Source organism: Jiangella anatolica, from assembly GCF_003236295.1.
GTDB lineage: Bacteria > Actinomycetota > Actinomycetes > Jiangellales > Jiangellaceae > Jiangella > Jiangella anatolica.
Map to the genome: position 1 here is coordinate 1 of NZ_POTW01000077.1, position 20747 is coordinate 20747.

Here is a 20747-nt window from a genome sequence, read left to right on the forward strand (position 1 = left end):
CCGGAACACCGACGACCAGCGCGAAGTCGGGCACGTCGCGCGTGACGACCGCCCCAGCCGCCACGGTAGCCCACCGGCCCACCGTGACAGGCGCCACGCACACCGCACGGGCGCCGATGGAGCAGCCCTCGCGCAGCGTGACACCCACCGCGTCCCAGTCCGAACCGCTCTTCAGCGAGCCGTCGGGGTTGACCGCGCGCGGGAACGTGTCATTGGTCAGGACCACCGCCGGGCCGATGAACACGCCGTCCTCGGCGACCGCCGGCTCGTAGACCAGCGCGTAGTTCTGCACCTTGCAGTTGTCGCCGAGCCGCACGCCGGTGCCGATGTAGGCGCCGCGGCCGATGACGCAGTTGCGGCCCAGGACCGCGCCCTCGCGCACCTGTGCGAGGTGCCATACCGAGGACCCGTCGCCGATCTCGGCCCGCGGGTCCACGTCGGCGGTGTCGACGATCCGGGCACTCACGCTGCCACAGCCTCCATGTCCTGTCTGTTACGTCCGGGAAACGGGGGTCAGCCTACCCCCGGCGCAGCCGTGTCCCGGCTGCCGCCCGCTGTCAGTTGATGACCACCGGCGTGCCGTCCGGCCCGGTCTCGACGGCCTCCCACGGCGACGGGTCCGCCGGCGGCTCCGGCCGGCGGCCGGCCAGCCGCGCGTAGAGGTCGGCGAACGTGCGCGACTGGGTCTCCCACGACAGGTCGTCGAGCATCTCGTCGGTGATGTGCGCCCGCGCCTCCTGCTGCCCGGCCAGCGCCTTCTGCACCGCCTCGGCCAGCGACTCCGGGTCACCGGCGGTGAAGACCTCGCCGACGCCGGTCCGCCGCACGAACTCCGCCATCGTGCGCAGGTCGCTGACGACCAGCGGCAGGCGGGCGTGCAGGTACTCGGGCAGCTTGGTCGGCAGCGAGTCCTCCTGGCTGGGGTGGCGCAGGCCGGGGAAGATCCCGATGTCAGCGGACGCGAGGTAGGCCGGCACCTGGTAGGGCGCGACGTACGGCGCGGTGTGCACGCGGTCGGCGACGCCCAGGGCGCGGGCGGACGCCAGGATCTCTCCCAGCGTCCCCGCCGCGGGGTCGGCGGACGTGACCAGCGCGACGTGGACGGACGGCAGCAACGGCAGCGCCTCGACGAGCGTGGCGACGCCGCGCCGCGCTTCGAGGTAGCCGCTGTAGACGACCAGCGGCGCGTCGGCGGGCACGCCGGCGACGTCGCGCAGCCGCGGCGTCCCGGCGGTGTCGACGTGGCGGATGGGGACGTTGCGCACCACCAGCGGCCGGGCCGCCAGGCCGTGCTCCTGCTCGAGGGCGACGGCGAGCTCGTCGCTGACCGTCACGACGGCGTCGGCCTGGTGGATGTACTCGGCCTCGTACTGGCGGTACACCGCGCTGCGTGCCTCGGTGCCCCAGTCGACCGCGGACACGTGCTCGTGCGCGTCGTAGAGCCAGCGCACGTCGCGGCCGGCCGCGCGCATCCGGCGCACCGCCTCGGCCGTCACACCGATCATGATGGCGTCGTTGGAGTGGACGACGTCGGGCGCCAGCTCCTCGATGACCGGCCCGAACGTCTCCTGCCAGTCCACCAGGATCGGCCAGTCGCGCCGCCACTGGACCGCGTCGGGCGAGACGTCCGGCTCGACGACGGTCTCGCGGCCGGCGCCGACGCGGCGCAGCCGGTGCACCAGACGGCGGGCGAGCAGCTCAGCCTCGGCGGCCAGCCGGCCCGCGCCGCGAGCCCCGGACAGCCGGCGCTCCCGATGGCGCCCCAGCCGGGCGCCGGCCTCCGCCGCCTCCGACGGGCCGTGGTAGGCGATCGGCGAGCGCCGCCCGGTGACGGTCCGCATCGCCGCGAGATACGCCTCGTGGTGGGTGCGCACGATCGGCACCCGCACCACCCGGACATCGTCCAGCGACGTCTCCAGCCGCTTGCGCCGGGCCTGACCGAGCAGGGTCACGCGGTAGCCGGCCCGGGACGCGGCCAGCGCGGTCTTGATCACCCGGGAGTCGCCGGTGATGCGGTTGGGCACGACGACGAGCAGGTGCGGCCGGTCCGTCGTCACGACGGAGCCTCCTCCCGCAGCGGCAGCAGCCGCCGCACGATCGTCGCCTCCGGCCGCCACGCCTCCTCGGGCAGGCCGCCGAGCAGCTCGGCGTAGATCTCGCGGATCTTCTCCGCCTGCGCGGCCCAGGAGAACCGGTGCCGCAGCTTGTCGTCCTCGGCGATCCGCTTGGTCAGCTCCGGCAGCCGGTCCAGCACCTCGCGCAGCGCCCGGGCGCAGTCGTCGACGTCGTCGGCGCGGTGGACGGCGCCGATGCCGAACTCGCGCACGAGCTCGGCCTGCGCCTGCGTGTCGCTGGTGACGATCGGGATGCCCGCGGCCAGGTACTCGCAGAACTTGTTCGTGATGGCCATGTCGTGGTTCGGCGCGTGCAGCAGCGGGCTGACGCCGATGGTGGCCGAGCGGAAGTAGCGCGGCACCTGCTCGGCGGGGACGTACGGCGCGAAGTGCAGCCGGTCGCGCACGCCGAGGTCCTCGGCCAGGTGCTCCAGCGCGATGGTCGCGGTGTTCGGCCGCTTGACGACGACGACCAGGTGGACGCCGGGCAGCTGCGGCAGCGCGCCGACGACGGTGTGCACGCCGCGCTCGTAGACCACGCCGCCGCCGTACACCAGCAGCGGCACGTCGGCCGGCGCCTCGGCCGCCTCGCGCACCGAGGGCACGTCGTCGTCCGGGTCGCCGGCGACGGTCGCGTTGAGCACGACGTCGGGCGTCACCCGCAGGTCGTAGTCGGTGCGCAGCACCTCGGCGATCTGCGGCGACACGGTGATGATCCGGTCGGCGTCGGCCAGGTACTCCCGCTCCAGCGCGCGCATGGCGGCGACGCGGCGCGGCTTCACGTTGGCCACGCCGAGGACGTACTCGTGCGCGTCGTAGACCACCTTCACCGACCGGCCGTCGAGCGCGGCCCGGTGCGCGTGCTGGGCCGCGACGCCGAGCAGGTACACGTCGTGGACGTGCACGACGTCGGGGCGCAGCGCGTCGAGCACGGGGCCCAGCGCGAGCTCCTGGTCGACGATCTCCGGCGCGACGTCGCGCCAGCGCGCCAGCCGGGGGAAGCGCTGGTAGAACGCCAGCCGGTTGCCGCTGCCGCGCAGCGTGGACGTGCGCGCCTTGGACCGGCGGCGCTGCTTGTACCGCAGCGGCGTCGCCATGGCGGCCAGCGCGTAGCGCTGCAGCTTGCGGTAGCGCCAGCTCAGTTTCAGCAGCGGGCCGGACGGCGCGGGGAGCTGCGGCGCGGGCCCGGGCGGGCGCTGGCGGTCGCGTTCCTCGCGGCCGCGGACGGACCGGATCGCGCGGGTGGCGCGGTGCCACGGCGCGAGCCCGACGCGGTACTCCTCCTGCGTGACGTACCACGGCCGGATCGCCCGGAAGATCTCCGCGAACCCGTGCCCCACGCGGCGCACCCGGGCCCGGAAGCCGGCGTCGCGGTACCGCGACGGCACCGCGATCTGGGCGACGTCGAGGTCCTGGAAGAGCAGGTCGCGCCGGGACCGGCCGGACGCCAGCCCGACCGCCGTCACCCGGACGCCGAACTGCGCGACCGTGCGCGCGTACTTGAGCACCCTGGCGTCGACGACCACGGTGTTCGCGCTCATCATCACCACGTGCGGGCGGTCGTCGGGCTGCTCGTCGGGAAGGTCCGCCACGGTGTCGTCGGCCTCGCGCATCGTCTCGGTTCTCTCGTCGATCATGCTCATCGCGTGCTGTCGCCCTGCGCCCTGTCGTGTCGGTCAGCGAGTATGTCACGGTCCGGTCTCGGCCCGGCCAAGGTCTCGTAGAGCCGGCGGATCACGTCGACCTGTGCCGCCCACGAGAAGCGGTGCCGCAACTCGGCGTCGCCGCCGATCCGCGCCGCGAGGCGGTCCCGGCCGGCCAGCGCGGCGCGCACCGCGCGAGCACAGTCGGTGGCGTCGCCGGCGACGTGGACGGTGCCGAGGCCCAGTTCGCGCACCAGCGTAGCCTGGGCCGGCGTGTCGCTGGTGACGATCGGCAGACCCGCCGCGAGGTACTCGCAGAACTTGTTCGTCACCGCGACGTCGTGGTTCGGCGCCCGCAGCAGCGGGCTGAGCCCGAGCGTCGCCGACGCGACGTAGCCGGCGACCTGCTCCGGCGGCACGAACGGCGCGAAGTGCAGCCGGTCGGCCACGCCCAGCGCCGCCGCCCGGGCCCGCAGCCAGCGCGTCATCGAGCCCGGCCGGTTGACGATGACGGCGAGGTGGACGCCGGGCAGCTCCGGCAGCGCGTCGACGACGGTCTGCACGCCGCGCTCGACCACCAGGCCGCCGGCGTACACCAGCAGCGGCACGTCGGGGGGCAGCCCGACGACGTCGCGCACCGGCCGCACCTCGGCGCCGGCCGGCGCCTCGACCGGCGCGTTCAGCACGACCAGCGGCCGCTCGGCCAGGTGGTGGTCGCGCAGCAGCAGGTCGGCCAGCGGCTCGGAGACGGTGACGACGCGGTCGGCGGCGCCGATGTGCCGCTCCTCCAGGAGCCGCAGCGCGGCCACCCGGCGGGGCACGACGTTGGCCAGGCCGAGGACGTACTCGTGCGCGTCGTACACGACCCGGACGTGGTCGCCGGCCTCCCGGGCGTACCGGACCGCGGCGCCGAGCAGGTAGACGTCGTGGACGTGGACGACGCCGGGCCGGAGCCGGCGCAGTTCGGCCAGTACAGCGCGCTCCTGTCGCCGCACGTCGCGCAGCACCAGCCGGCCGGGCGCCAGCCAGGGCCGCCGCCGGTAGAGGTCGATGCGCCGCCCGCTGCCGCGCAGCGTGCCGGGCGTGCCGCGGCGGCGGGTGCGCAGCTCGCGGCCGACCCGTGCGGTCAGCCGGCGCCAGATCGCGGCCGGCGCGGCCGAGCGCGGCAGCGCCGCCTGGACGACGGGCACGCCGCCTGCGGTCGTCTCGGCGCGGGCGCCGTCCGGCGACAGGCCCACCGCGACGACGTCGTAGCCCAGCCCTGCGACGGTCGTGGCGTACTTGACCACGCGTGCGTCGTTGACGACGGCGTTCGCGCTGACCATCGCGACGTCGGGCGGCATGGCTGTAGCGGGTCAGGCGCCGAGGAACTCGGCGAGGACGGCGGCGGAGCGGCGGCCGTCGTGGATCTCGGCGGCGAAGTCCGCACCGGCGGCGGCCTTCTCCGCCGCGGCGTCGCGGTCCGCCACGAGGCCGAGGAGCACGTCCTCCAGCGTCTGCGGGGTGGCCTCGACCAGCGGCAGGTCCGTGCCCGTGGCGGCGCGGACCCGGGCGCGGACGTCGTCGGTGACGTGGCCGACGACGACGCGGCCGGCGGCCATCGCCTCGCAGGCGGCGACGCCGTAGCTGCCGAGCCGGAACTGGTCCAGGACGATGTCGGCGTCCTGGTAGATCCCCGGCATCGCGGCCGGCGGCACGCCCTCGACCCGGCGGTACTCGATGACGCCCTTGTCGGCCAGCCGCCGGGCGACCGGGTCGACCAGGTCCGAGCCCTTCATCGGCGAGTTGCTCGGCGCGTGCGCCACGACCGGTCGGTCGCGCCGCATCACCGGCAGGCCGGTCGCCCACCGGTTCACGTCGACGATGACCGGCAGCCAGGCCGCGTCGGGCAGGTCGTCGAGCAGGTCCGGCGTCGAGACGTACACCGGGCCGTCATGGGCGCGCATGAGGTCGCGGTTGGCGGTGGAGTTGATCTGCAGGCTGCGCAGGCGAGCCGCCGGCAGGTCGGCGAACGGCGACCACGGGTACCGCTCCTGGTGATCGGCCGGCACCCGCACGTCGGAGCCGTGCGCGACCATCGCGATCCGCAGGCCGGCGTCGCGCAGGATCGGCAGGTCGCCGGTGCAGCGGTCGCCCCACGGGTCGCGCGCGCCGAGCACCGGCCGGGCCGCCTCGATCAGCACGTGTGTGTAGGACCGGGTGACGAACGCGCGCTGCTGGCGCTGCCAGCGCGGCGAGACGAACGTCTCGCGGGGCACCGCGTAGTCGGCGTCGAAGTCGATGCGGTCGTTGAGGACGGCGAACGCCTGCGCGCCCACGGCCGGCCCGACGCGCTCGGCGGCGCGGGCCCAGGCCCAGCCCTGGCCGGCGAAGTTGGCCGGCCCGACCAGGAGCCGGACCGTGGTCTCCGGCACCGGCGGCCGGGTCGGCAGCGCGACCGGATCGCGCAGCTCGGCGACCCGCTTGCCCAGCCGGCGCACGCCACCGCGGACCCGGCGCAGCGGCGCCTTGACGTCAGGCATGGGCGTCCTGCCGGGCCAGCCCGGCCACCGCCGCGGCCAGCTGGTCGTAGGGGTTGGCGTCCTGCTGGGCGGCGGCCCAGTCGTGCGCGGCCTTGGCCAGCACGTCGAGCTCGGTGCGCGACTCTGCCCATCGGCGCAGCACGGCGGCCGCGTCGTCCGGGCCGTCGACGATGACGCCGGCGCCGGTCTGCTCGACCAGCGCGGCCTGCCGCGGCAGCCGGGTGGTGAGCACCGGCAGCCCACTGGCGAGGTACTCGTACAGCTTCGTCGGCATCGCCTCGCGGAACGCCGGGGTCTCGCGCAGGAACACCAGCCCGACCCAGGCGCCGGCGACGATCCGCCACGCCTCGGCCGGTGGCCTGCGGCCGTGCAGCCGCACCCGTCCGGCGACGTCGGCGCGGGCCAGCCGCTCGTCCAGCCGCTCGGCGTCGCCCGGCGCGACCGGGCCGATCAGGTCCAGCGTCCAGCCCGGCGCCTGCGCCACGGCCTCGACCATGTCGAACAGGCCGCGGCTCTCGCGCAGGTCCCCGACGTAGACCGCGCGCGGTTCGGCGTCGAGGGTGCCGGCGGGGTGCAGCAGACTGACATCGGGCATGTTCTCGACCACCATCCGGTGCCGCGCGGTGAGCGGCGGGATGTGGTGGTCGACGACGGAGGTGATGTCGGCCGACGCGGCCAGCTTGGTGCTGAGCCGGACGACGACCCGGGCGCCCAGGCCCAGCGCGCCGCGCGCCCAGGCGCGGTCGGCCAGCAGCCGGGCGTAGTCCTCGTGCACGTCGACGACGATCTTGCGGCCGCGCAGCGCGCCCACCGCCCGGGCGACCGGCACGACGTCGGGGTCGAGCGTGATCAGCACCTTGGCCCGGCACCGCAGCGGCGACCGGACGGCGCGGGCGGCGCGGCGCAGGAAGCTGCCGCGGGCCGACGTGACGACGCGCGCGCCGGGCGGACCGCCGTCGGCGGCGCCGAGCCCGTGGACCTCGAGCGTCAGCCCCTGCCGCAGCAGCGCCGCGGCGATCTTGTGCAGCCGGGCGTCGGCGACGTCGTGGCCGGCGGAGACGATGCCGACGTCGGGCCGGGGCGCGCTCACGGCCTCAGAGGTCCTCGAGGCTGAAGGCGTCCTCGCCGACTTCCAGGAACTTGTTGTACGCGGCGTTCACCTCGGCCGACGGCCCGCGCATCATCATCTTGCCCTTGTGCAGCCAGAGCGCCTCCTTGCAGAGGTCGCGGATGCTGGCGGCGGAGTGGCTGACGAGGAACATGGTGTTGGCGGTGCCCACCACATCCTTCATCTTGGCCGCCGCCTTCTGCTTGAACTTGGCGTCGCCGGCCGACAGCGCCTCGTCGATGAGCAGGATGTCGGGGTCCATGTTCACCGCGACGGCGAAGGCCAGCCGCTGGTACATGCCCGAGGAGTAGGTGCGCATCGGCATGTCGATGAAGTCGCCGAGCTCGGCGAACGCGGCGATCTCCTCGTACTTCTCCTGGATCTGCTTGCGGCTCAGCCCGCCGGCCAGGCCGCCGAGGACGACGTTCTCGCGCCCGGACAGCGACGCGTTGAACCCGACGCCCAGCGACAGCAGCGTGCTGACCCGGCCGTGCACCTCGATGCGGCCCTTGGTGGGCGGCAGGATGCCGGCCAGCATGCGCATCAGCGTGGACTTGCCGGCGCCGTTGGCGCCGATGATGCCCACGGTGGAGCCGTGCTCGACCTCGAACGAGACGTCCTGGACGGCGTGCACCTCCTTGACCGCCCGCTCGCCCCGGCCGAACCGGACGATGGCGCTCTTGAACGTCGGCACGCGTTCGAACGTGGTCCGATACGTCAGCGAGACGTTCTCGGCGCGTACCGCGAGGTCGCGCCGCTTCGCGGCAGGCACCTGGGTCACCTCAGAGACGGACGACAAATTCCCGCTCCCTCGACATGAAGTACCAGCCGCCGAGCACCATGGCGGCGATCGCCCACGCGGCGGCGGCGCCCCACAGCTCCGGGCCGGGGATGACACCGCGCACGATCAGATCGGTCCACCCGCCGATCATGGAGAACAACGGATTCAGGTACATGAGCCAGCCGACGTCGCCGAAGGCCCTCTCCAGCCGCTCTATACCCAGCTCCGGGTACCAGAGCACCGGCGACAGGTACAGCCAGATGCGCACGAAGTACGGCAGGAAGCTGGCGGTGTCGCGGAAATACACCTGCAGCGTCCCGAACACCATCGCCATGCCGGCCGCGAACAGCGTCAGCATGACGAGGAAGTAGAGGCTCAGCACCATCTCCCAGCGCAGCGGATGACCGAACGCCAGGTGGATGGGGACGTAGACGATGAGCGTCGGCAGGAACCGGAAGAACGCCGTGCGCACCGCCGACAGTGGCAGCAGCAGCTTCGGGAACGGCATGTTCAGCAGCAGGCTGCTTCCGCCTACGACACTGGAGGCGCCACCCTGCAGCGCGCCGGAGAAGTAGTAGAAGAAGAACAGCCCGGCGCACAGGTGGACGAACGTCTCCGAGGCGTTGCCCCGGCTGCCGCCGCTGATGATGGCGACCAGTATGTAGTAGACGATGGCCAGCAGCAGCGGGTTGATGACCAGCCAGAGCTGGCCGAAGGTCGTGTTCGTGTTGGCGGCACGCATGCCGGTGCGCGACAGCTCGGCGGCGAACTGACGGCGCTGCCACAGGGCCCGGAAGTACGGACCGAGCTTGGGCAGGCCCGCCCGGTGCGGTTCGTACACGTGCACGTACGAGGTGAACTCCTCGTCGACACGAGTGGCGTTCATCGAAGGGTTGCCTTTCTACCGCGGCCGGGCGCTGGACCGAGTGGATCCGTACCGGATCGGGTCAAGGGTAGACGACACACGGACGAAATATCGCACCCGTGGGCAGTGCGCGACGATGTCGGCCATCTCACGCCGCCTCCAGGTCCGCGTACACGTCGGCGAGCACACGGGAGTCGTGTTCCCAGGACAGTTCGGAGCGGGCCTTCCGCACCGCCTCGACGTGTTCAGTGTAGTCGGCCGCCACCGCTCGCACGGCCGTGGCCAGCGACGATGCGTCGCCCGGCTGGTACAGGCGGCCCAGTCCGTAACGGAGGACGACGGCGTGGAGTTCCGGCAGGTTCGCCGCCACCACCGGCACACCGGCGCGGACGGCGTGGAAGAGCTTGTTCGGCAGCGCCAGCCGGTGGTTCAGACAGGTGTCAGTAAGCGTGACCACTGCCACACCCACGTCCTGGTAGAGCCGGTCCACCTCGGCCAGCGACATCGGCGGCAGCACCTCCACGCCGGGGGCGTCGAGGCGGTAGCCGGGATCGGCCGGCCCGGCGACGACGGTGCGCAGCGGCGCCAGCGCGGCGGCGGCGCCGGCCACGGCCTCCAGGTCGCGGCCGGGGCCGATCCGCCCGGCGTAGGCCAGCCCGGCCGGCGTGGCGGGCAGGTCCGGCGGCTCGTGCCCGTCCAGCGGGAACGTGTTGCGGAGCAGGCGGACGTCGCGCAGGCCGCGGCGGCGCAGCCGAACCGCGATGCCCTCGCTGACGGTGAGCACGACCCGTGCGCGGGCGGCGAGCCGGGTCTCCGTGCGCCGGCCGCGCCAGCGGGCCAGCGGGGTGGGCCGGCCGGGCAGCCCGCGGTCGAACCAGAGCTCGTGGCTGTCGTAGACCAGCCGGGCGTGCCACCGCCCGGCCAGCTCGGCACCGAGCGCCAGCGTGTTGTAGTCGTGCGCGTGCACGACGTCGGGCGCCGGCCGGCCGGCCAGCAGCTTGGCGGCGTCGTCGCGCCAGTGCCGCTCGGTGCGCTCGCGGTGCTCGGGCAGCAGCAGCCAGCGGGCGGCCCGGCGCAGCGTGGTCCACGGCCCGGACGACGTCCTCACCGCGACGCCGACGCCGCGCGGGGTACCGGGCGGGCGCATGCCGCGCGACCGGCTGACCGACTCGACGGTGACGCCCTCACCGGGGTCGAAGCCGTCGGGCACGTCGCGGCCGACGATGTGCACGGAGTGCCCCTCGGCCGTCAGCGTGGCAGCCTCGCGGAGCACGCGCGAGTCGCCGGCCACCGGTGACTGCACGAGCATCAGGACCTTCACGTCGCCGGTCCCTCCGCGGCATCGCGCCGTGACCGGGCGGCGTCGCGCGATCCCAGCAGGAACCCGGCACCCCAGGTCAGGTGCATCGTGGCGAGGACGGGCGGCAGCCAGGCCCGGGCCCGGGCGGGCAGCCCGCGACCGGCCAGCGCGGCGGCGCCGACGACGCCGAGGACGTACCCGGCCGGCGCCAGCCAGCCGACCAGCAGCCACGACGGCCCGGCGAGGCCGGCCAGCCCGGCCACCGTCCCGGCGGCCACGGCCACCGTCACCGCGGGCGCGGCCAGGTAACGGACGTTGGCGGTGTCGGGGTAGCGGCGGACCACCTCGCGGCGCCACTGACCGGTCTTGAAGAACTGCCGGGCCAGCGCGCGCAGGTCGGGCCGCGGCCGGTAGCTGACGACGAGGTCCGGGGTGAACCAGACCGTCTCGCCGGCGGCCCGGATCCGGTAGTTCAGCTCCCAGTCCTGGGCCCGGACGAAGTGCTCGTCGAAGCCGCCGAGCCGGTCGAGCACGTCGCGGCGGAACACCCCCAGGTAGACGGTCTCGGCGGGGCCGGCCCGCCCGCCCAGGTGGAACTTGGCCCCGCCCAGCCCGAACGGCGACGTGTACGCCCAGGCGACGGCCCGCTCGAAGTCGGTCTGCCCCTCGGCGTTCATGATGCCGCCGACGTTGGCCGCGCCGGTGCGTTCCAGCTCGGCGACGGCGGTGCGGATGTAGTGGTCGGACAGCACGCCGTGCCCGTCGACCCGCACGACGATGCCGTGCCGGGCGGCGCCCAGCGCGGCGTTCAGCCCGGCCGGCGTGCGGCCGGCCGGGTTCGCGACCAGCCGCACCCGGGGGTCGGCGGCCGCCAGCTCGGCGGCGATCTCGTCGGTGCGGTCGCGGGACGGGCCGAGCGCCAGCAGCAGCTCCAGCTCGCCCGGGTACTCCTGCGCGAGCACGCCGGCCACGGCCTCGGCCAGGTGCCGCTCCTCGTCGAGCACGGGCATGATGACCGAGACGGCCGGCCACGCCCTCTCGTCGGGCGCGACCGGCCGGCCGGTACGGGTGGGGTCGGCGGCGTTCATGTCGGCGAGCACCTTACCCGGTGGATCATTCGTAGGAGCACACCGACGACATCTCGACCGGCGCCTGCTCCTCGGTCTCCTCGGGCTCGTCGTCCTCGGAAGCCTGCTCGCCCGGCTCCTCGCTCGTCTCGTCCTCGGCCTGCTCCGACGACGCCTCGCTGGGCGCCTCGCTCGGCGGCTCGGACGCGGACTCCGTCACCGAGCCGCTGGACAGCAACGCGTCGACCTCGTCGTGGATCAGCCCGATGTCCGGGTCGGCCGGGGCGATCAGCGGCGGCACGAACTGCAGCGAGGTGATCTCCTGGTCCTTCGCCTTCAGCGCCAGGTCGACGAGGTTGGCGAGGTCCTGGCGCGGGATGTCGGTGGTGATGACCGACTTCGACGCGTCGGCGAGCTCGACGAAGTTCGACAGGACCGTCTGCGGGTCGGCCTGGGCGACCAGCGCGCCGATGACGCAGCGCTGCCGCTCCATCCGGGCGTAGTCCGACGAGCCCTCGCGGGACCGGGCGTACCAGAGCGCGTGGTAGCCGTCGAGCTCCTGCAGCCCCGGCTCCAGCACCCGGCCCTTCTCCCCGATCGGCAGCTCCTCGTTGACCCGCAGCGTGATGCCGCCGATCGCGTCGATGATGTCGCGGAAGCCCTGCAGGTCGACGGCCACGTAGTAGTGCACCGGCAGGCCCAGCGTGCCCTCGACGGCCTGCTTGACCGCGGTCGGGCCCGGGCCGGACTCGCCGGGGAACAGCTCGGGGTTCTCCTCGCCGAACGTCCACGTCGCGTTGAGCAGGTAGTCCGACTCGTCGCCGTCGCCGGTGAAGCCCTGCGGGAACTCGTCGTCGGCCGGGGTGCCGTCGGGGAAGCGGGCGCTCTCCAGGTTGCGCGGCAGGCTGAACATCGCCGGCTCGCCGGTGCGGACGTCGATCGAGACCAGGTTGATGCTGTCCGGGCGGACGCCGACCCGGCCGTCGCCGGCGTCGACGCCGAGCAGCAAGATGTTCAGCCTGCCGTCGCTCGCGGCCGCGACCTCGCCGGACGGGAACATCTCGACGACGGCGTCGTGCGCGGCCGTCGCGTACCGGGCGGCGACGATGAACGGGCTGGCCACCAGCCCGGCCAGCGCGAGCGTCGCGCCGATCATGATCAGGCGGTGCTTCTGGTTCAGGCCCGGCGGATGGCCCAGCCGCCACGCGTCCAGCAGCAGCACGACCCACGCCGCGGCCAGCCCGAACGCGAGCAGCTTGAACGTCGTCAGCAGCCACGGCCGCACGGCCAGCCCGGCGAGGTCGGACAGCGGCACCAGCCAGAGCACCAGCAGCATCACGCCGATCAGGCCGCCGTAGACACCGAGCGCGATCTTGCCGGTCTTCTTGTGCCCGGCGATCAGCTGCGCGCTGCCCGGCGCGACGACGGACAGCGCGACCAGCGTCACCGAGCGGCGGAACCGGGCCGCCTCGGCCCGCTGGGCGCGCAGCGCGGCCATGGCTTCGCGCCGGGCCCGCACCCGCCGTGGATCCGGCGGACGTGCCGCTGTGGTCATGCACTTCCCCCATCGAACCGAGCTGCCGGCGGGTCCCCGATGCCCGCCGCTTGGCCAGTATCACCACAGGCCCGGTCGATTTCACGGGCGGCACGCCGAGCGCACGAGCCTCTTCTGCCACATCAGTAACACATCCGGACAAGCTGCCCCTTGGCCCCAGGCATGCGGGGCCGTCTTGCGGTAGTTGGCATGAGAGGCTGCGGACGTTGGCCGTCCCCCTGCTGCCCATTCTCTTAGCCGCGGAACCGCGCCTCAAGTCCGCGGCCTCTGGCTGTTCGCTGTTCGCTGGTGTTGGGGGCCACGTACTTGACCCGCGGTCCCGCGGCCAAGAACGGGCAGCTATCAGGGGGACGGGGGAGTGTGGCGACGCCCGTCGGGGCACGGCGTCGTGTTCGCGACGGTCCGGGCTCGCCGGCCTCCCCCGGCGGCCTGACGGGCGTCGGGTGGCGGGTGGTTCTGGTCCGCTGGCCTCTCCCCGGGCGGCTGTGGCGGCGGTTCGGTGTGGCGTTGCTGTCGCTGGGCGTCCACGTGGTGAGATCTCGCCGCGTTTTTCGGGCCGCCCACCAGGCCTACTCCCACACCCCTAGGCATGCATGGGTGGTAAAGCGGGAGAACGCCTAGTGCGAGACCAAAAGGTTGATGATCATGGGTATCCACAACGTCGCCAACGTCGCAAAACGGGCATACGCGGGCCGCTGAGGCGCGAACGTCGGCCGGAACGGCCGCGAAAGCGAGCCGGAGAGGCCCGAACGCGGGCCGGGAAAGCCAGCGCACGTGGGCCGGATGACGGTGCGGCGTGCCCACACTCCCCCGTCCCCCTGATAGCTGCCCGTTCTTGGCCGGGACGACGCGGGTCAAGTACGCGGCCCCCAACCACAAACCACACCAGCCACAACGGGCGCGGACTTGAGGCGCGCCGGCCCGGCTAAGAAAATGGGCAGCAGGGGGACGGCCAACGGTCGCACCCCCCTCAGGGCAACGAGCTACGTAGGGCCGGGGCCGGCGGCGAACCCCGCGCCGCCCTCGGCGACCGCGACCACCTCGAACGGCTCCTGCAGCACCGGCGCCGACCCGATCAGCTTCGACCCCGGCGACTCGGCCGCCGTCTGCGCGAACGACGCGGCGAAGGCGTCGCGGGCGGCGGCGGTCTCGAACACGTAGGTGCCCTCGAACCACTCGCCCGGCCGCATCCGCCACGTCTTGAACCGCAGCCCGTCCATGCCGGTGAACCGGGCCAGCGACGTGTCGCGGACGTACTCGCGCAGCGCCGCGTCGGCGCCGTCCGGCGCGTCGGCCAGTGACCAGCGCACAGCCAATCCGTACATGCGATGTCCTCCCGGAAGGGACGTCAGGAGACCGGCGCGCCGGCCTCGAGCCAGTACAGCAGGGCGCGCACGCCGAACCCGGTGCCGCCCTTGGTCAGCTCCAGCTTGTCGGAGTCGGCGCGGGCCGGGCCGGCGATGTCGAGATGCGCCCACGGCACGTCGCCGACGAAGCGCTGCAGGAACAGCGCCGCCATGATCGACCCGCCGCCGAGGCGCGCGGTGTCGATGTTCGAGACGTCCGCGATCGAGGAGTCCAGCCCGAAGCGGTAGTCGTCGACCAGGGGCATCCGCCACAGCCGCTCCCCCGCGGCCTCGCCGGCCGAGCGCAGTGCCGCCGCCAGCTCGTCCGACGGCGAGAAGAGCGCTCCGTGGCCGCGGCCGAGCGCCGTCGTGGCGGCGCCGGTGAGTGTGGCGACGTCGACGATGACGGTCGGCTCCAGCTCGGCGACCGCGTAGCCGATCGCGTCGGCCAGCACCAGGCGGCCCTCGGCGTCGGTGTTGAGCACCTCGACGGTGGTGCCGTCGTACTGCCGGATGACGTCGCTGGGCCGCTGCGCGGCGGCGCCGAGCATGTTCTCGGCGGCCGCGACCAGCCCGGTCACGCGCACCTCGACCCCGAGCTCGCGCACGGCCGACAGCACGCCCATGACGACGGCGCCGCCGGTCATGTCCGTCTTCATCGGCACCATGCCCTCGCGCGGCTTCAGCGACAGCCCGCCGGTGTCGTAGGTGATGCCCTTGCCGACGAGCACGACGTGCGGGATGTCCTTGCCCGCCTTCGGCGGCTCGTAGCGCATCGCGATCAGCCGCGGCGGCCGCTCCGATCCCATGCCGACCGCCAGGATGCCGCCGAAGCCCTCGTCGGCCAGCGCCTTCTCGTCGCGCACCCGCACGTCCAGCCCGTGCTCGGCGCCGAGTCGGCGGGCCTGCTCGGCCAGCCACTGCGGGTCCTTGACGTTCGACGGGGTCTGCGCGAGGTCGCGGGCGGTCCAGCCGGCCCGCGCGACGGTGGCCGCGGCGGCGACGGTGTCCGCATCGGCGCCGGCGCCGGCCAGCACCAGCGTGCCGAGCGGCCGCTTGGCCGCCGGGGCCGGCGTGCCGCGGAAGTCGCCGAGCGCGTACGTGGCGAGGACCGCGCCCTCGACGAACGCGCGGGTGGCGGCGTCGCCGGCGGTCGCGGTGACGGCGGACGCGAGCCGCTCGACGCCGCGGGCGGCCCGGGCCAGCGCGGCGCCGGCCTTCCGGTACGCCGCCTCGGACCCGTCGCCGAGCCCCGTCAGCAGCACCTTGGTGACGTCGACCTCGCCGTCGACGCTGGCGGCGCCCCGTCCCTCGGCGAACACCGGCACCACGACGATCTCGCCGGCCTTGCCGCTGGCGCCGTCACGCTCGAGGGCGGCGAACAGGTCCAGGCCGAGCGCCTCGGCGACCTCGGCGCCGCCGGGGCCGATCCAGGGCGAGCCGTCGCCGTCCGGGTCACCCTCCTCGTCCGGCCAGACGGCCAGCGCCAGCACGCCGGCCTCGGCGTCCAGCAACGGCCGCGGATCGACCACGACCTCGGTGGGGCGGACAGTGCTCTCAGCCGACACTCGTACTCCTCGTCCTACGCCGGATCCCTCCGGGCAGAGTAATGCCCTCGCCCAGCGCCGCCCGGCGCCGGACGAGGGCACCTATTCAATGCTCACGGCAACGACACGTCAGCCGACGACATCCTTCAACGCATCACCCAGCGCGCCGGCCTCGTCAGCAGTGAGCTCGACGACCAGACGACCGCCACCCTCGATCGGGACGCGCATGACAATGCCGCGACCCTCCTTGGTGACCTCGAGCGGCCCATCGCCAGTCCGCGGCTTCATCGCCGCCATCCGCGCACCCCTTCCTTCTTCAGGCGCACACCCAAACCCCCTGATGTCCAGGGAGCACCAGCCATGTGCGTCACGATGGAGGTCATTATCCCGCATGTTGGTCGTCGCGGGGAGACCACCGCCGGTATGTCCTCGCTGGGCGATACCCGCCGGGCCCGCGGTGGCTGTCGGTGCGGGCTGGCAGGATGGTGGACTGTGAACGCCAGATCCGCCCTGTTCGACCTCTATGGCGATCATGTGCGCTCGCGTGGCGGCCGAGCCCGGGTCGCCGCGCTCGTGCGGCTGCTCGCCCCGCTCGGCATCGCCGCGCCGGCGGTACGTACGGCCGTCTCCCGCATGGTGAAGCAGGGTTGGCTGAGCCCGGTCCGCATCGACGGCTCGCCCGGCTACGAGCTGACCGAGCGGGCCGACCGCCGGCTCGAGGAGGCCGCCGCCCGCATCTACCGCACCAACGGCCGCGGCGACTGGGACGGCCGCTGGCACGTCGTCGTGCCGGAGCGGTCGGCGCAGCGGGCCGCGCGCGAGCGGCTGCGCAACGGCCTGGCCTACCTCGGCTACGCACCGGTCGGCGACGGCACCTGGATCGCGGCCCGCCCGTCGCCGGAGCTGGGCTCGCTGTTCGACGCCGAGGAGCTGCGGGCCGAGCGGTTCAGCGCCCGCCACCAGGGCGACGACGCCGAGCTGGTCCGCCGCGCGTGGGACCTCGACGCCGTCGGCCGCTCGTACCTGCGCTGGCTGGACGACGCCCGCGGCCTGCTCGCGTCGCTGCCGGACGAGCCGAGCGACGAGGACGCCTTCGCCGCGCGCAGCCGGCTCGTGCACGAGTGGCGCAAGTTCCTGTTCACCGATCCCGGGCTGCCGCGCGAGCTGCTGCCCGCCGTCTGGCCCGGCGACGACGCCGCCGCCTTCTTCGACAAGCACGCCGCGCGGTTGCAACCCGCCGCGGGCCGGTTCGTCGACTCCTGCCTGTCCGGAACCAGCAAAGAAGGTGACCAGTGAGCCCGGTGCGCTACGAGGTCGACGACGCGGTCGGCGTCATCACGCTGGACCGGCCAGAGGCGATGAACAGCCTCGACACCGCCACGAAGGTCGCGCTGCGCGACGCCGTGCTGGCGGCGGCCGGCGACGACGGTGTGCGGGCGGTCGTGCTGACCGGCTCCGGCAAGGCGTTCTGCGTCGGGCAGGACCTCAAGGAGCACGCGCAGGCGCTGGCGGCCGGCGAGTCCGGCCTGGCCGCCACGGTGCGTGAGCACTACAACCCCACGGTGCTGGCGCTGCTGACGATGCCCAAGCCGGTGCTCGCCGCGGTCAACGGGGTGGCCGCGGGCGCCGGCGCGTCGTACGCGTTCGCCTGCGACCTGCGCATCGTCGCCGACACCGCCGGGTTCAACCTCGCCTTCGCCGCGATCGGCCTGTCGTCGGACACCGGGTCGTCGTGGACGCTGCCCCGGCTGGTCGGCTGGGCGAAGGCGCGCGAGCTGCTGTTCCTCCCCCGCACGGTCCGCGCCGACGAGGCGCTGTCGCTGGGGCTGGCGACTGAGGTCGTCGCGGCCGAGGAGGTGCTGCCGCGGACGCTGGCGCTGGCGAAGGAGCTGGCCGCCGGGCCGACCCGGGCCTACGCGGCGCTGCGGCGGGCGCTGGAGTTCTCCGCGACGCACGAGCTGGCGGAGTCGCTGGACCACGAGGCCGACATGATGGACTGGAGCGGCGCCTCCGACGACCACCGCGCCGCCGTCGAGGCGTTCCTGGGCAAGCGGCCGGCGGTGTTCCGTGGCCACTGACCTCGTCGACGGCCCCGACGGCCGGCCGCGCTGCCCGTGGGGTCTGAGCGCGCCGGAGTACGTCGCCTACCACGACGACGAGTGGGGGCAGCCCGTCCACGGCGACGTCGCGCTGTACGAGCGGCTGACGCTGGAGGCGTTCCAGTCCGGGCTGTCGTGGCTGACGATCCTGCGCAAGCGCGACGGCTTCCGCAAGGCGTTCGCCGGCTTCGATCCGGCCGCCGTCGCCGCCTTCGACGCCGCCGACGAGGCACGGCTGCTGCAGGACCCCGGCATCGTCCGCAACCGCGCGAAGGTGGCGGCCGCGATCGCCAACGCCCGGGCCCTGGTGGCGTTCCAGGACACCGACGGCGACGGCGCGCTGGACCGGCTGATCTGGTCGTTCGCCCCCGACGCGGCGTCGCGCCCGGTACCCGTCACGCTGGCCGACGTGCCGCCGGTGACCCAGGAGTCGACGGCGCTGGCGAAGGCGCTGAAGAAGCACGGCTTCGTCTTCGTCGGCCCCACCACCGCCTACGCGATGATGCAGGCCTGCGGCCTGGTCAACGACCACCTCGCCGGCTGCTTCGCCCGCTGACTCAACGTCGCTCGGCGAAACGGGCGAAGCGGCGCAGCGCGACGCCCAGGCCGAACCGCACCAGCGGCCGGACGAGCGGCCAGCCGGCCCGGCCGGCGGCGCCGAACGGCAGCTCCAGCCGCTCCTCCCAGGTCACCTCGCAGGCGCCCGGCCCGAGCGGCCGCACCGCGAACACTCCTGGCCCGCGCACCAGCCGGCCCGTGTGCAGCACCTCGCACCGGCGCGGCGGCTCCCAGGCGGTGACGACCATCGTGTCCAGGAACCCGGCCCGCCCCATCCCGGTCCAGGCGTCCAGTCGCGCACCGACCTCCCGGCCGTCACCCGGGCCGACGACGCGCACCGTCGTCAGCGGCATCCACGCGCCCTGGCCCGCCCAGTCGGTGAGGACGTGCCACACCAGGTCGGCCGGGGCCGCCACCCGCCGGGAGACGACGACGTCGGCAGTCATCGCCACCGGCCAGGCCGCCGCCGGCGGGGCCGTCGCCGTCCGCCGCTCACCACCGCCGCCACCGTGCATCCGGCACCCCCAAGCGCCCATGCCGTACCGTCAGTGCCCACCCAGTACCCCGTGATCGCCGGGTCAGCCCTCGTCGGGCGCACCGGGCCGGCGCCGCGGCAGCGGGGCGGCCGACCCCGGGATCCGCGCCTCCAGCTCGGCCAGCCGGTGATCGCGCCAGGCCAGCTCGCGCTGCAGCCGGTCGAGGACGGCGTCGACCTGGTCCATGCGGTAGCCGCGGTGCACGATCGAGAAGCGCACCTCCGCGATCTCGTCGGCGCCGACGGCGCCGGCCGGCAGCGGCACGGGCTCGCCGCCGACGACCTCGGGCCGCAGCAGGTCGCCGCGGCCCAGCACCAGCAGCACCGCGCCGAACAGCACGCCCGCGGCGACGATCACGAAGACGACGAACACGCCACAAGGGTGCCATGCCCGGCGTTCCACCTCCGCGCCGCGCCGGGCGGCCGGGCGTGCGAGGCTTGACCGCGTCCGCCCCCGACACCGAAGGAGTCCTGCGTGGGCGTCCTGCGCCTGGGCCGCTCGGCGTTCCCGCCGGGCCGGTTCGCCGTGATGGCGATCGTGAACCGCACCCCTGACTCCTTCTACGACCGGGGCGCGACGTTCGCGTTCGACCAGGCGTGGCGGCGAGTCGAGCAGGTGGTCGCGGAGGGCGCGGACATCATCGACGTCGGCGGGGTCAAGGCGGGCGCCGGCGAGCCGGTCAGCGAGGACGAGGAGATCGACCGCGTCGCCGGCCTGGTCCGGGCCATCCGCGAGACGTACCCGCAGATCGTCGTGAGCGTCGACACGTACCGGGCGCGGACCGCCGACGCGCTGTGCGAGGCGGGCGCCGACCTCGTCAACGACACGTGGGCAGGCGCCGACCCCGACGTCGCCGCCGTCGCCGCGCGGCACGGCGCCGGGCTGGTGTGCAGCCACACCGGCGGGATGGCGCCGCGGACGCTGCCGCACCGCGTCCGCTACGACGACGTGGTCGCCGACGTCGTCGCGCACACCGTCGGGCTGGCCGAGCGGGCCGCCGAGCTGGGCGTGCCGCGCGAGAGCATCGTCATCGACCCGACGCACGACTTCGGCAAGAACACGTTCCACTCGCTGGAGCTGACCCGCCGGCTGGACGAGTTGGTCGCGACCGGCTGGCCGGTGCTGGTGAGCCTGTCGCGCAAGGACTTCGTCGGCGAGACGCTCGGCCTGCCGGTCGGCGAGCGCCTCAACGGCACGCTGGCCGCGACGGCGATCTCGGCCTGGCACGGCGCCCGCGTGTACCGCGCCCACGACGTCGCCGCCACCCGCCAGCTGCTCGACATGGTCGCCTCGATCCGCGGCGACCGGCCGCCGGCCGCCCCGCTGAGGGGCCTCACCTGAGACTGAGGCACCTCAGAGCGTCCTCAGGACCCCTTACTCCGCCGAGTAAGGCCGTTTCACCTGCGAAGATGCGGCATCCGCCGCATGTGGCGGACACCCCTTACGGACCACACTGATCAGTGTCAGCAGACGAAGGCACTGAGAGAAGGTCCGGTCATGAACAGCACCTATGTCGCCCAGCTCGTCCACGAGGAGCGCGCGGGCCGGCTGCGGGCCGAGGCCGACGCCGATCGGCTCGCCCGCATCGCTCGCAAGGCCGCGAAGCGATCGGCTCGCACGTCGTCCGGCACCGCGTGGGTGGTCCGCCACCTGCCCGGCCGGCACGCGGTCTGAGCCTCCACTACCACCCAGGCCCCGGCGTCCGC

General features: G+C 74.1%; 21 protein-coding genes. 5 read left to right on the forward strand and 16 right to left on the reverse strand.

Annotated elements, in window-relative coordinates; genetic code table 11:
• The 14 genes from C1I92_RS24395 to C1I92_RS24460 form a co-directional block, all read right to left on the reverse strand.
• Window positions 1–466: acyltransferase (locus tag C1I92_RS24395; protein WP_111257247.1), on the reverse strand; the 466-nt coding region annotated here is incomplete at its 3' end.
• A gap of 91 nt (window positions 467–557) precedes the next feature.
• Complete coding sequence (locus C1I92_RS24400; protein ID WP_111257248.1) at window positions 558–2057, reverse strand: glycosyltransferase family 4 protein; 1500 nt, start codon at window positions 2055–2057, stop codon at window positions 558–560.
• Window positions 2054–3751 (reverse strand): glycosyltransferase family 4 protein, encoded by a 1698-nt coding sequence (locus tag C1I92_RS24405; protein WP_146605269.1) that lies wholly within the window; start codon window positions 3749–3751, stop codon window positions 2054–2056. Before C1I92_RS24405 ends, C1I92_RS24400 begins: the two co-directional genes overlap by 4 nt.
• Before the next feature lie 2 nt (window positions 3752–3753).
• Window positions 3754–5100 carry a glycosyltransferase family 4 protein gene (locus C1I92_RS24410; RefSeq protein ID WP_111257250.1) on the reverse strand — a complete coding sequence of 449 codons (1347 nt, stop codon included), beginning with the start codon at window positions 5098–5100 and terminating at the stop codon, window positions 3754–3756.
• Between the two features lie 12 nt (window positions 5101–5112).
• Window positions 5113–6279: a hypothetical protein gene (locus C1I92_RS34010; RefSeq protein WP_111257251.1), complete on the reverse strand. Its 1167-nt coding sequence runs from the start codon at window positions 6277–6279 to the stop codon at window positions 5113–5115.
• Window positions 6272–7369, reverse strand: a complete 1098-nt coding sequence (locus tag C1I92_RS24420; RefSeq protein WP_111257252.1) for a glycosyltransferase — start codon at window positions 7367–7369, stop codon at window positions 6272–6274. Before C1I92_RS24420 ends, C1I92_RS34010 begins: the two co-directional genes overlap by 8 nt.
• 4 nt (window positions 7370–7373) lie before the next feature.
• Window positions 7374–8159 carry an ABC transporter ATP-binding protein gene (locus tag C1I92_RS24425; protein WP_111257268.1) on the reverse strand — a complete coding sequence of 262 codons (786 nt, stop codon included), beginning with the start codon at window positions 8157–8159 and terminating at the stop codon, window positions 7374–7376.
• Between the two features lie 10 nt (window positions 8160–8169).
• On the reverse strand, window positions 8170–9054 hold the full coding sequence (locus tag C1I92_RS24430; RefSeq protein WP_111257253.1) for an ABC transporter permease: 885 nt from the start codon (window positions 9052–9054) through the stop codon (window positions 8170–8172).
• Between the two features lie 127 nt (window positions 9055–9181).
• The gene (locus C1I92_RS24435) at window positions 9182–10354 is read right to left on the reverse strand and encodes a glycosyltransferase (RefSeq protein WP_111257254.1); all 1173 of its coding nucleotides are present in this window, start codon (window positions 10352–10354) and stop codon (window positions 9182–9184) included.
• Window positions 10351–11421, reverse strand: coding sequence for a glycosyltransferase family 2 protein (locus C1I92_RS24440; RefSeq protein ID WP_111257269.1), 1071 nt, complete (start codon window positions 11419–11421; stop codon window positions 10351–10353). The genes C1I92_RS24435 and C1I92_RS24440 overlap by 4 nt, the downstream gene beginning before the upstream one ends.
• Window positions 11422–11446: 25 nt before the next feature.
• Window positions 11447–12955: an LCP family protein gene (locus C1I92_RS24445; protein ID WP_111257255.1), complete on the reverse strand. Its 1509-nt coding sequence runs from the start codon at window positions 12953–12955 to the stop codon at window positions 11447–11449.
• A gap of 983 nt (window positions 12956–13938) precedes the next feature.
• On the reverse strand, window positions 13939–14280 hold the full coding sequence (locus tag C1I92_RS24450; RefSeq protein WP_111257256.1) for a hypothetical protein: 342 nt from the start codon (window positions 14278–14280) through the stop codon (window positions 13939–13941).
• A gap of 23 nt (window positions 14281–14303) precedes the next feature.
• Window positions 14304–15869, reverse strand: coding sequence for a leucyl aminopeptidase (locus tag C1I92_RS24455; RefSeq protein ID WP_199521555.1), 1566 nt, complete (start codon window positions 15867–15869; stop codon window positions 14304–14306).
• A 108-nt stretch (window positions 15870–15977) separates the two neighbouring features.
• Entirely contained in the window at window positions 15978–16145 is a 168-nt protein-coding gene (locus tag C1I92_RS24460) for a DUF3117 domain-containing protein (RefSeq protein WP_069114398.1), read from the reverse strand.
• A 195-nt stretch (window positions 16146–16340) separates the two neighbouring features.
• Here C1I92_RS24460 and C1I92_RS24465 point away from each other — a divergent pair, with 195 nt between their 5' ends.
• The 3 genes from C1I92_RS24465 to C1I92_RS24475 are packed head-to-tail and all read left to right on the forward strand — an operon-like array spanning window position 16341 to window position 18503.
• Window positions 16341–17144 carry a PaaX family transcriptional regulator gene (locus C1I92_RS24465; protein WP_111257257.1) on the forward strand — a complete coding sequence of 268 codons (804 nt, stop codon included), beginning with the start codon at window positions 16341–16343 and terminating at the stop codon, window positions 17142–17144.
• On the forward strand, window positions 17141–17926 hold the full coding sequence (locus tag C1I92_RS24470; RefSeq protein WP_233507201.1) for an enoyl-CoA hydratase/isomerase family protein: 786 nt from the start codon (window positions 17141–17143) through the stop codon (window positions 17924–17926). The genes C1I92_RS24465 and C1I92_RS24470 overlap by 4 nt, the downstream gene beginning before the upstream one ends.
• A complete protein-coding gene (locus C1I92_RS24475) occupies window positions 17916–18503 on the forward strand; it encodes a DNA-3-methyladenine glycosylase I (RefSeq protein ID WP_111257258.1) in 588 nt (195 codons plus the stop codon). Before C1I92_RS24470 ends, C1I92_RS24475 begins: the two co-directional genes overlap by 11 nt.
• A 1-nt stretch (window position 18504) precedes the next feature.
• Here the strand turns inward: C1I92_RS24475 and C1I92_RS24480 are convergent, their stop codons facing one another.
• Together C1I92_RS24480 and C1I92_RS24485 are read right to left on the reverse strand one after the other, a co-directional pair.
• Window positions 18505–19020: an SRPBCC family protein gene (locus C1I92_RS24480; protein ID WP_233507202.1), complete on the reverse strand. Its 516-nt coding sequence runs from the start codon at window positions 19018–19020 to the stop codon at window positions 18505–18507.
• A gap of 63 nt (window positions 19021–19083) precedes the next feature.
• Window positions 19084–19413 (reverse strand): DivIVA domain-containing protein, encoded by a 330-nt coding sequence (locus C1I92_RS24485; protein WP_146605270.1) that lies wholly within the window; start codon window positions 19411–19413, stop codon window positions 19084–19086.
• A 156-nt stretch (window positions 19414–19569) separates the two neighbouring features.
• On the opposite strand from C1I92_RS24485, the gene folP reads away from it, so the two are divergent.
• Together folP and C1I92_RS34015 are read left to right on the forward strand one after the other, a co-directional pair.
• Window positions 19570–20382 (forward strand): dihydropteroate synthase, encoded by an 813-nt coding sequence (folP, locus tag C1I92_RS24490; protein WP_111257274.1) that lies wholly within the window; start codon window positions 19570–19572, stop codon window positions 20380–20382.
• A 156-nt stretch (window positions 20383–20538) separates the two neighbouring features.
• Window positions 20539–20715 (forward strand): hypothetical protein, encoded by a 177-nt coding sequence (locus tag C1I92_RS34015; RefSeq protein WP_158564263.1) that lies wholly within the window; start codon window positions 20539–20541, stop codon window positions 20713–20715.
• The last annotated feature ends 32 nt before the right edge of the window (window positions 20716–20747 follow it).